General features: G+C 36.3%; 8 protein-coding genes. All 8 read right to left on the bottom strand.

Annotated features, from left to right (window positions below; all coding sequences use genetic code 11):
• Positions 1–403 precede the first annotated feature (403 nt).
• Positions 404–1,852: a hypothetical protein gene (locus HPY74_16935; GenBank protein ID NSW92324.1), complete on the bottom strand. Its 1,449-nt coding sequence runs from the start codon at positions 1,850–1,852 to the stop codon at positions 404–406.
• 495 nt (positions 1,853–2,347) lie between these two features.
• Positions 2,348–6,073: a PolC-type DNA polymerase III gene (locus HPY74_16940; GenBank protein NSW92325.1), complete on the bottom strand. Its 3,726-nt coding sequence runs from the start codon at positions 6,071–6,073 to the stop codon at positions 2,348–2,350.
• A gap of 18 nt (positions 6,074–6,091) precedes the next feature.
• Complete coding sequence (locus HPY74_16945) at positions 6,092–6,751, bottom strand: glycosyltransferase family 2 protein (protein NSW92326.1); 660 nt, start codon at positions 6,749–6,751, stop codon at positions 6,092–6,094.
• Between the two features lie 12 nt (positions 6,752–6,763).
• Positions 6,764–7,828, bottom strand: a complete 1,065-nt coding sequence (ispG, locus tag HPY74_16950) for a flavodoxin-dependent (E)-4-hydroxy-3-methylbut-2-enyl-diphosphate synthase (GenBank protein NSW92327.1) — start codon at positions 7,826–7,828, stop codon at positions 6,764–6,766.
• Positions 7,829–7,839: 11 nt separating this feature from the next.
• On the bottom strand, positions 7,840–9,138 hold the full coding sequence (rseP, locus tag HPY74_16955; GenBank protein ID NSW92328.1) for an RIP metalloprotease RseP: 1,299 nt from the start codon (positions 9,136–9,138) through the stop codon (positions 7,840–7,842).
• Positions 9,135–10,298, bottom strand: a complete 1,164-nt coding sequence (locus tag HPY74_16960; protein ID NSW92329.1) for a 1-deoxy-D-xylulose-5-phosphate reductoisomerase — start codon at positions 10,296–10,298, stop codon at positions 9,135–9,137. The genes rseP and HPY74_16960 overlap by 4 nt, the downstream gene beginning before the upstream one ends.
• Positions 10,299–10,329: 31 nt before the next feature.
• On the bottom strand, positions 10,330–11,130 hold the full coding sequence (locus HPY74_16965; GenBank protein NSW92330.1) for a phosphatidate cytidylyltransferase: 801 nt from the start codon (positions 11,128–11,130) through the stop codon (positions 10,330–10,332).
• On the bottom strand, positions 11,131–11,880 hold the full coding sequence (locus tag HPY74_16970) for an isoprenyl transferase (GenBank protein ID NSW92331.1): 750 nt from the start codon (positions 11,878–11,880) through the stop codon (positions 11,131–11,133). It lies immediately after the preceding gene.
• Between the last annotated feature and the right edge of the window lie 92 nt (positions 11,881–11,972).

Genomic DNA, 11,972 nt, shown 5'->3' on the forward strand with positions numbered 1-11,972 from the left:
TCTTGGCAACATCAACACCGACTATCATCATCTTTGGGTTTATTGCCATTATCTTTTCAACTTGTGACTTAAGCATTTTTTACCGCCTCCTGGTTAAATATGATTTAGATTTGATACTTTAATCATAGCAGGAGGCTTTTTCATTTTCAAAGTCCATTTTCATTTATTACAGGAATGCTTGTATATATTTTGTTTTAGTTATTTATAAAATGCTGAAACCCTTAGAAAAAGTGGGTTTTAGCAATTTATTTATATGGATTTCCTCCGCCAAATAGTGTATAATTATGTTGAAAAATGAAAATTTACCACTAATAAGGAGGAATTTTTGTAATTGGAAGTAATAGCCATTAATATGAATTCCTTTTTCAATATATTTTTATGGAGAAGCATATTATACCCTACCTTATACCATACCTTCGTCCATTTCTACCCTCGTCGGGTCAGATATGGAAACTTGGGGCCCCCAAATATACGGTCTTATTGTAGCAGAAATAGAGTAAAGTATGGCAGTATTGAGTTCTATCCATATCCTAATTCGTCTACCTTTTAGTTCAGCAAGGCTATGTCCTTTCCAAACCGGGGCCACATCTAAACCATCCCCGCAATACGGTTCACAGTCATCAAAGGAAAACCCTTCGAGGGGCTTTGCAGATGGATCGGTTATAGCAAATCGAACAAAACCAAAAGGTGCATTTACATTGAAAGTGATATCACCGTCCAGAAGTTCAAATGGTTTTGTTCCTATAATGCCCTTCCTACCACAGCACTCAAGACCGCATAAACCATCTCTTCTTATGCGGTAAAAGTTTATATTAATAATTCTGCCTTTCATCATATCATAAAGTCGCTTGTTCTCACGACTTGTTCCATGGATCCCCCTCGATGCGCAACCTACCAATATCCATGCATCTTTTTCTTTTGTCTCGAACATTCCCGATAGAGCTAACTGTGTATGACCATATTCAGGTGGTACAGGTCTTTCTACAAGAGGTTTCCTGGTGGTATGCATCCAGTTGATCCCGTTATAACTGTATACCAGTTCGGTATCCATATACCCAAACATTTTAGGATACGACTCATCAGCAGCTTCTGTATGGAACCTCCATAAGTGGCCGAGAAACATTCCATCAAACCAGCCGGCCCACATGGCGTAGAGTTGTATCATTTCACTTTCGTCTGAATAACCTGCATCAGGGTGGATTATTATAGTTGGACGGCTCCAGGAAAGCAGGTCGTTAGATTCAATCTTTGCTACTCTTCGGTCCACATTGGATGCTCTAAAAAAAACCATATATTTCTTGAATATCGGATTATAAAGTATACAATTATATGTATCGCTCGTAAACGGATAAACAATCCGACTGCTTCCTGAATCCCAGTTGACGCCATCAGGTGAAAAATACATAACAAGGTTTCTTTCTTCCGGAGACCTTGGCTGAAATTCTACTCTATTGCCAAGAGTGCAAGCCTTGTAAAGCTTAGCGGGATCCTTTTCATAAGGGTCACGAAACACACTTGTACCATGTATTCCTTCGGGTCCGCCTGCAAGAACAATACTGCTGTAGTTGCGAATTTCAACTGGTAAGTCGTCCACAGGTACATCAGCATCATACCAGTTGAGGCCGTCATCACTTTCAGCGAGGGCAAGCAATCTCCTCCCATCATTTGCAAAATCAGGCATTATCTCATACCACAGCCTATATTTACCGATCTCAGGGCACCAAGCAGCAGAAGGATATATGCCAGCCCTGTCAAACCTACCGGCAAGAACAGGTGAATACCAGTTCCTCTTTATATTTTTACGTACATCAAGCCAAAAATCATCGAAGAACCTTAAAACAGTTTTACTCATATCTATACCTCCAAGTTATCTTCCGTATTGTTAATCTATTTAAACTTAAATAGAATCGGCATTATGGGTTTTCTTCTACCGATTGTTGCAGGCTCTTCTCCCGTCTCAGCTATAATATCATTTTCAATCAGTTCTTTAGTCAATGATGAAACGGTTTTTGAACTCATTTCGATTATATATTCAAAGTCTACTCTCCAAACAGATCCATATATCTTTTTAAGTCAAATATCAGTATCAGGTTAGTATCTTTACAAATTTTGTCGATTTGATGTTTGCTTTTGTTTTTCTATTTTCTTCAATTTAATAATTATATATATTTCTCCAGTGAATGTACTAATTACTTATCATATTTTAAATTATTCATTATTCATTTTATTAAAAGTATAGCATACTCAATTTAATGAAGCAATAGTTTGGACAAATTTTTTTGTGTTTTTTTATGATAATGTCATCTTGTTAATTATCAATATAATCCAAAAAAGTTTAGTATGTTTATTAAAATAAACTTATTTGGCTGCTTTCTGGTAGATTTTTTAAACATCCGTGTTCTTTTAAAATATCGATAACTGTTTTACTGGCTTTACCCCTTATTCTTAAATCCTCCACTGAAGTAAATCTGCCTTCTTTTCTTGCTTCAACAATGTTTTGGGCTGCTGTGACGCCAAGACCCGGTAAACTGTTAAGTGGAGGCCTGATGCTTCCTTCCTCAATTATGAATTTTCTTACCTCGGATTTGTATAAATCAACAGGGAGAAATTTAATATTTCTTGCATACATTTCATTCACTACTTCCAATAAAGTTAAAATGCCTTTTTCCTTTTGCGTAATATTATTCCCTTTACTTTCCAACTCTAAAATTTTATTCCTTATCTTAGTTTTATCCTGTGTCATTATTCCTGCATCAAACTCATCAGCCTTTACTGTAAAATATACAGCATAAAACTCAACAGGATAGTGTACCTTAAACCATGCAATCCTGAAAGCCATCATTACATAAGCTGCTGCATGGGCTTTAGGAAACATGTATTTTATTTTTTTACAGGATTCAATATACCACTGGGGCACATTATGCTGGCGCATAATTTCTTCATATTCCTCGGTAAGTCCCTTCCCTTTCCTGACATCCTCCATTATCTTAAAAGCCTTTATAGGAGGCAATCCTGAATATATAAGATATAACATAATATCGTCTCTTGTGCAGATAACTTCCGAAAGGGTTGCAGTACCGGATTTTATTAAATCCTGGGCATTATTAATCCATACATCGGTACCATGAGACAACCCTGATATCCTTATAAGTTCCGACATTGTCTTGGGTTTTGTTTCAACCAGCATCTGCCTTACAAATTTAGTTCCAAACTCAGGTATTGCCAAAGTACCCACTTCACTATTTATATCTTCAGGTTTTACTCCCAGGGGGTCAGTACTGCTAAATATAGCCATTGTTACCGGGTCACCAATAGGTATAGACCTGGGATCCACCCCTGTTAAATCTTCCAACATTTTTATTGTCGTAGGATCATCGTGCCCTAAAATATCAAGCTTTAATATGCTCCCATGCAAAAAATCATAATCAAAATGAGTTGTAATGGTTTGAGAATCGATATCATCAGCAGGACGCTGGATTGGCGAAAAATCATATATTTCCTTGTCTTGCGGCACAATCATAATACCGCCGGGATGCTGACCGGTAGTCCTTTTTACACCGGTACACCCTCTAATTAACCTGTTCATTTCCGCACTGGTTACTACAATACCTCTCTCATCCAGATAATTTTTCACAAAGCCAAATGCTGTTTTCTCTGCTATTGACGCAATAGTACCGGCCCTGAATACATGGTCTTCGCCAAATAATTCTTCAACAAATTTATGTGCCCTAGCCTGATATTCTCCTGAAAAGTTTAAGTCGATATCAGGTTCTTTATCTCCTTCAAAGCCTAAAAAAGTTTCAAACGGAATGTCATATCCGTCTTTCCTTAAGTTTTCTCCACATCCTGGGCATTTTTTATCGGGAAGGTCATAACCGCAATCGAAACTGCCATCCGTCACAAATTCCGAATACTTACACTTATCGCAAATGTAATGGGGTTGAAGCGGGTTTACTTCCGTAATTCCTGTAAGGTAGGCAACAAAAGATGAGCCTACAGACCCCCTGGAGCCTACAAGGTAACCATTGCTTAGAGATTTTTGTACAAGGTTTCTAGCTATAAGGTACATTACAGAAAAACCGTTTTTAATAATTGAGCTGAGTTCCTTCTTCATTCTGTTTTCTACAATTTCAGGAAGGGACTCGCCATACTTTCCCTTGGCTTGTCCTACTGCAAGTTTTTCTATTTCCTCCTCAGCTCCTTCAATTTTGGGTGGGAAAGTCCCTTTTGGAATAGGAGAAATTTTTTCTACAACATTGGATATAGTATTTGTATTGGTCACTACTATCTCATAAGCTTTTTCTTCTCCAAGATACATAAACTCTTCCATCATCTCTTCAGTTGTTCTGAAAAACAGTGGAGCTTGTTTGTCTGCATCATTATATCCTTGTCCAGCCATCAGTATCCGCCTGAATACTTCATCTTCAGGATCCAGAAAATGGACGTCGCATGTTGCAACCACAGGTTTTCCTAACTTTTCACCTAACTGAACTATTTTTCTATTGATTTCTTTCAAATCTTCAATGCTATTTACAATTCTATCATTTACAAGGAACTGATTGTTACCTAACGGTTGTATTTCGAAATAATCATAAAATGAAGCAATTTCGACAATTTCATCTTCATTTTTGTTTTCCAAAAATGCTCTATACAATTCCCCTGCTTCACATGCAGTTCCAAGCAATAACCCTTCCCTATATTGAGTAAAAATGCCTTTAGGTATTCTAGGTTTCTTATAAAAATACTCGAGATGCGAAAGAGAAACCAGTTTATATAGATTCTTTAAGCCCTTTGTGTTCACAACAAGTATTATTGCATGATAAGAATCAGCTTTTGTATAATCTGTATTGTCTCCAAAGTTTTGACAAACGTCATCCATTAAATAACACTCAATGCCATATATGACTTTTATATTATACTTATTAGCAGCCATTGAAGCGCCAGGATAAGCTTGTACTACCCCATGGTCGGTTATTGCAATAGCTTTATGGCCCCATTCGAAGGCTCGTTTTATTAATTCTTCAACAGGCGATACCCCATCCATAGCGCTCATTTGGGTATGAAGGTGCAGCTCAACCCTTTTCTCTTTAGCCATATCCATACGCATTTGTTTTTCAATTTGTAAAATATCTAACGCAATTATTACAAATTCCCTTGAAAACTTATCGTATTGAGCTTCTCCCCTTACCTTTACTGTAATTCCCTCTTTTATTTTCTTTTTTATTTCATCTATATTATTTTTTCTCACAAAGAATTTTACTGTCAGAGAGCTTGTATAATCTGTTATATCAAAAATACATAAATACCTGTTCCCTTTTATCTCTTTAAACTCAACTTTCATAATGTCACCGCTAAAGGCAACAATACCCGAATCCTGATTTATACTCCTTATCCTCATTAAATCATCATTAAAATTTTTACCAATAATAAGGCCGGTTTGATTTTTATTATCGGTTTTACCTTCTCCATTCCGGCTTTCTTTAGCCTTAGGTGATAAAATTGCAATATTTTTAAGGACTTTGGCTTCCTCATATTTTTTATTTTCCAGATACTTTATTTTATAACTCTCATCAATTACGCAATCTTCAAACTCCACCTTAATTTTTGCCGAAAAGGCTTCTTCAATTATTTCTTCTATATATTTATTACATCCTTGAACTTTAAGGATTTCTGCCCCTTTTGTCTTTAAATGTACCGTCAAATTCTTTCCTGTAAGTTTCCATCTGCAACCGGACAACAGTCCACGGCTTGTAGCTATTTTTCTGCTTACATTGAATACTATGCTTTCCCAATAGTCTTCTATAAGATCATCTAAGGGCTTAGAAATATTATACTTTACTTTTATATTTACAGAATCTAAATTAAAATAATCAGTAAATTTTTCTTCGATTTCCGCTAATACCTGCGCAGGTATCAGCTTTTTGGATAATATTATTATCTCAAGGATCTTTGATCTTTTGTAAAAATTAATATTTCGTACTTCAACCTCTGAAAACAAATTTTTAATCTTTTCTCTATCGGATGTTTCTGGAAATATTTCAGCAAATCTATTGTTTAAAGCAACATTTTGCATTATCCATACCCCTTTATCTTACTTTATACTTCCTTTATACTTCAACCTTTTTGTTGGCCTTAAGCATTTGTAAATCTCCCAATACATCTTAAGTCTTTTATTAAATCCGTTTATTATCCCATACTTTTCTTCTTTTGTAACATGGCTTAAATACTTGAGTTTAACCTCAATAACCTTTATTTTTTCTCTTTTTGCATACCTGGTCAAGGTTACTTCAATTCCATATCCCGCCTTTTCCATGTATTCCATATTATTAATAATCGACTTTCTGACTGCTCTCTGTCCTGACAACTGGGGAGCAATTTTTTGCGCTAAATCTGTAGAAATCCTGCCTCCATTAAAAACTCCCACTGTCATATCGCATTGATTTTTTATCACCGGTTCAAGCAATTTCCTTATATGTATTTCTCTTAAACCTATTAAATCAGCATCAAGCAATAATACTATATCACTTTTGCAAACCTCAAGTCCTTTTTTAATTGCAGCACCCTTTCCCATGTTTTGAGGAAGCTCAATTACCGTAGTTCCCAGTTCCCGGGCAATTGAAGCCGTCCTGTCCCGAGAACCGTCACTTACCACTATTATTTCTTCAATAGTATCTACCTTAGCCAAAACCTTTATAATTTCTCCAATAGTCTTCTCTTCATTAAATGCAGGGATTATTGCACTTACAGGCATAAAAATCTCCCCTCAAAAAGTATATTCTATTTCCTTTAGTAATTCCTCCACAATTTTCTCCTGAGGAATCTTACGTATTATCTTCCCTTTTTTAAACAATAAAGCCTCACCCTTTCCTCCTGCAACGCCGATATCTGCTTCTCTTGCCTCTCCAGGTCCATTTACAGCACATCCCATTATTGCTATTTTAATATTCTTATTACAATGCTTTAATTTTTCTTCTATAGTATTTGCAATATTAATAAGATTAATCCGGCACCTTCCACAGGTAGGACAGGATATTATTTCAATTCCTTTTTTTTCAATTTCTAGAGCTCTCAATATTTCTCTTCCTACTCTCACCTCTTCAACAGGATCTCCCGTAAGGGAAACTCTAAGGGTATCCCCAATGCCCTCTGCCAGCAAGCAACCTAATGCAACAGCAGACTTTATAGTTCCTTTATATACTGTCCCCGCTTCAGTAACACCTATATGCAAGGGATACCCAATCTTTTCTGAAACCAACCTGTATGATGCGATCGTCGTTGGTATATTTGATGCCTTAATTGATATCACAATATTATTGTAATTATATTTCTCCAATATTTCTATATGTCTTAAAGCGCTCTCCACCATGCCTTCAGGCGTTATTCCCCCATATTTTTTTATTATGTCTTTTTCAACAGAACCGGAGTTGACACCAATACGTATGGAAACATCCTTTGCCTTAGCCATCTCAACTACTTGGCGTATTCTATCCTCTCCTCCTATATTGCCGGGGTTTAACCTTATTTTATCTGCACCGCTTTCTATACTGCTTATTGCAAGCCTGTAGTCAAAATGGATGTCGGCTACTACAGGAATTTTTACAGCCTTTTTTATTGCTTTTATGGCAAGAGCGGCCTCATTGTCGGGTACAGCTACCCTCACTATGTCGCACCCTTCATCTTCAAGCCTCCTTATTTGCTCTATTGTTTTACCAACATCACGAGTGTCGGTATTAGTCATTGACTGTACTGTAATAGGAGCGTCTCCTCCTATAAACTTATCACCCACCCTTATTTTATGGGTCTTTTTCCTCATAATTCCATATTCCATTTTAAAGTATTTTAATACCCTCCCCTTATTAACCTGAGTGTATCATTATAAACAGTAAACAACGCCAATATTATAAGTATTACAAAACCTATCATCGATATAAAAGCCTCTTTTTCAGAAGGAATAGGTTTTTTCCTCACTGCCTCTATTAACAGTAACAGTAATTTATTTCCATCAAGGGCAGGGAAAGGAATTAAATTTGTAGCCCCGATAGCTATGCTTATAAATGCAGTAATATTAAGCAGGTACAGCAGTTTATTCGCTAAGGTGGTACCCTGTTCTACCACATCTCCAATTGTGCTTACGATACCTACAGGGCCTGTCATCTGGCTTAGGGATACTCTGCCTGTTACCAACCAAACGAGACTGTAAGCTACGTTTCTAGCAATAGAATAGGCGTACAAAATAGAATACCTCATTACCTCAAATATGTCGCCTTTCTTTAATTCATATTCTATACCAAGATAATACTGTTCCGGTATTTTTTGAACATATGGTGTAATTTCAAGTACTATTTCGGAGTTGTTCCTTAAAACGGTCATTTTAACAGTATTACCTTTATTCACGCTCATAAAGTTGTCTATGTCTTTTTTGCTGGAAATAGGTACATCATTCAGCTTAACCACCCTGTCACCGGGTTTCAATCCGGAAATTTCCGCCGGCGTATTTGGAGAAACGGCATTAACAACATTGGAAAGCTCCCCTGATATTTGCTGCACACTAAAACCAAATAAATATCTTTCCTGTTCCGGTATTCTTAAAGGAGTAATCTGTGTTTCAAACGTTTTACCGTTCCTTATTACTTCAACTTTTGCAGGCCTTCCTTTATAAACATACAAAAACTGTATAACATCCATGGGTTGGTATACTCTTTTTCCGTCATACCTTATAATTTTATCTCCCTTTTGTATTGATGCATTATAAGCAGGAGAGCCATCCTCAACATACTTAAGATTGGTTGTAGTAAATCCTGTTACAGAAAATACTATTGTCAGAACTATTACTGCAATAAACAAGTTTGCCAAAGGACCCGCAGCTATAACTGCAACCCTTGCAGGCAATGGCTTTTTATTAAAAGCTCTTTCACTATCTGATTTTTCTTCCTCTCCTTCCATTTTTACATATGCTAGTATTGGAAACAGCCTTAAGGAATATTCAGTCTCACCTTTTTTTATACTAAAGAGCTTTGGCCCAACAAAGAGAGAAAACTCTAATACTTTAATATCAGCCAATTTCGCGGCAATAAAATGGCCCAATTCATGTACAATAACTATAAAATTAAACGCTATAAACGCCAATAACAAGTTCATATAAGCAACTCCCCCTTACCACATATTTCGGCAGCTTCTTCTTTAGCCCAAGTATCTACTTCTATTATATCATTAATCGACGGGTTATTATTCACTTTATGTTTTTCCATTACCTTTTCAATAAGTTCAGGGATATGGGTAAATTTGATTTTCTTATTTAAAAACAACCATACTGCCATTTCATTTGCCCCACTCATTGCTGCAGGCATTGTCCCTGATGCCTTTAAAGCCTCATAGGCAAGGTTTAAGCAAGGAAATACTTTATAATCTGGCTCTTCAAAAGTTAATGTTCTCTTTTCAGCAAGGTTAAGCTTTGGAAAATTATTACAGCTTCTTTCCGGGTAAGTTAAAGCAAATTGAATAGGGATCCTCATGTCAGGAGGCCCTAATTGCGCAATAACCGAGCCATCAATATATTCTACCATGGAATGGATTATGCTTTGCGGATGTATTAGTACTTTTATATTATCCTCATTTATATCAAAAAGCCATCTTGCCTCAATAACCTCTAAGCCCTTATTCATTAATGTAGCGGAATCAATAGTAATTTTATTTCCCATCTGCCAATTTGGATGTTTTAATGCTTCTTCAGGAGTGATATAAATCAAATCTTCATATCTACAACCCCTGAAAGGGCCTCCGGATGCCGTTAAAATCAATTTTGAAACATTAGCTTTGTTATTACCCATAATGCATTGAAAGATGGCTGAATGTTCACTGTCAATAGGAATAATTTCAACACTGTGCCTTTTAGCTTCCGCCATAACCAAACTGCCTGCAGCTACTAACGTTTCCTTGTTTGCCAGGGCTATGCTTTTTTTATTCCTTATTGCTTCCATGGTAGGCATAAGCCCTGCAATACCTACTAATGAGTTAACAACCGTATCAACACCTTCAAGGGTTGCTATTCTTATCAATCCTTCTGCTCCGGAGTAAACCTCTATATTTAGGCCTCCAAGCCTTGAACGTAATTCTTCTGCCTGTTTATTACAAGATATGGAAACAGCCTTAGGTTTAAACTCCCTGGCTTGCTTTTCTAACAAATCAATATTCTTATCTGCTGTTAAACCTTTAACTCTAATACCTAAATTGCGCACTACACCAAGAGTCTGCACACCAATTGAACCTGTGGACCCTAATATCGATATACATTTCTCCATCGATAATCTCCTTGGATGTTATACTCTTAATTCAAATTACAAAATATACATATAAATATATAATTGGTGAAATAAGCAATACACTGTCAAATCTGTCCAGGATACCCCCATGACCTGGTATTATATTGCCATAGTCTTTAATCTTTGCGTACCTTTTAATTGCAGAGGCAGTTAAATCTCCTACTTGGGACATAATTCCGCAGAGTACACCCATTATTATAAAATGGTAGTAAGTCAGATAGTTTAAACTCTGCCTGACAAAAAAGCCGTACAAAGCAATCGCAACAACAGAGCCAATGACTCCGCTTATCGAGCCTTCCAGAGTTTTATTGGGGCTTACAGCCGGTATTAGTTTTGTTTTGCCGAAAGTAATGCCGCCAAAATAAGCAAAAGTGTCTGTTGCCCAGGCTCCTATAAATATAATCCAGATAAAAAATATGCCGTTCCTAAGTTCCCTTGTCAGTACAATGAATGAAAACATAAAAACTGTATAAAAGATACTGTATATAGTCATTGAAATATCGGCAACATTATACTTCCCATGGAAGAATACAGGTAAAGGGAACAGAAGTAGTAGTAATAGTAATACAAATACAAATGACAATAAACCCTTTCCCTCCATAAAGCCAACCAACAGTATAATAATACAGGATAAATATCCAATCCACCTTACGGGCTTATGCCCCACTTTTGAAACTGCATTATAAAACTCATCGATTGCCACAACTGATAAAATAAATACGGCAATAGTCAGGGTTTCTTTCGAAATAAATACTGCCGCTAGTAATAAGGAAAGACCTATTACCGCACTTATTATTCTTGTTTTTAACAATTAGATTCCCCCAAATTTTCTTTTCCTGTTTTGATAATTATGTATGGCTTCCAATAAATGTTCCTTTGTAAAATCAGGCCAGAGTATGTCAGAATACCACATCTCGGTATATGCTCCTTGCCATAAAAGGAAATTACTCACCCTTTTTTCTCCACCTGTCCTTATAAGCAAGTCGGGGTCAGGAATACCCGCTGTATACAATTTACTTGATATAAGTTTTTCATTGATATCTTCAATACTTATTTTCCCATTTTTTACCTCTTCTGCAATTCTACGGACCGCATTTACAACTTCATCTCTTCCTCCATAATTCAATGCAATATTAAGGATTAGGCCTGTGTTTGCTTTTGTCATATCTACAACTTTGGGTATTTCCCTCCGGAGTGCTTCGGAAAGTCCGAGCATATTCCCAATTATTCTTATCTGTACATTGCTTCCTGAAAGTTCTTCCTCTGCATTTTCTAAAAACTCATGTATTAACGCCATAAGAGAATTCACTTCAGTTTCAGGTCTTTTCCAATTTTCTGTAGAAAAAGCATAAACAGTAAGGTATTTGATTCCTATTTCTGCACAATGTAAAACAATCTCTTTCAGGGTTCTAGAACCTTCCCTATGTCCTGCATTTCTCGGCATCCCCCTGTGATTTGCCCAACGTCCGTTACCATCAGGTATTATAGCTATATGTTCAGGCAACTTTTCTTTATTTATTCCTAGGACTTTCTTTTTCAGTAACCTATTTAAAAAAGACATTTCCTCCTCCATATTGTAAAAACAATTATTTAAATACTGATATACTATTATAATACATTTAGTGGAATAATGGTATATTCTTTTTAAAATTA

This window comes from Bacillota bacterium (assembly GCA_013314855.1).
Taxonomy (GTDB): domain Bacteria; phylum Bacillota; class Clostridia; order Acetivibrionales; family DUMC01; genus Ch48.

Coding starts and splice junctions, on each gene's coding strand:
- HPY74_16935 (NSW92324.1), bottom strand. CDS start 1,852: ATGAGTAAAACTGTTTTAAGGTTCTTCGATGATTTTTGGCTTGATGTA.
- HPY74_16940 (NSW92325.1), bottom strand. CDS start 6,073: ATGCAAAATGTTGCTTTAAACAATAGATTTGCTGAAATATTTCCAGAA.
- HPY74_16945 (NSW92326.1), bottom strand. CDS start 6,751: ATGCCTGTAAGTGCAATAATCCCTGCATTTAATGAAGAGAAGACTATT.
- ispG (NSW92327.1), bottom strand. CDS start 7,828: ATGGAATATGGAATTATGAGGAAAAAGACCCATAAAATAAGGGTGGGT.
- rseP (NSW92328.1), bottom strand. CDS start 9,138: ATGAACTTGTTATTGGCGTTTATAGCGTTTAATTTTATAGTTATTGTA.
- HPY74_16960 (NSW92329.1), bottom strand. CDS start 10,298: ATGGAGAAATGTATATCGATATTAGGGTCCACAGGTTCAATTGGTGTG.
- HPY74_16970 (NSW92331.1), bottom strand. CDS start 11,880: ATGTCTTTTTTAAATAGGTTACTGAAAAAGAAAGTCCTAGGAATAAAT.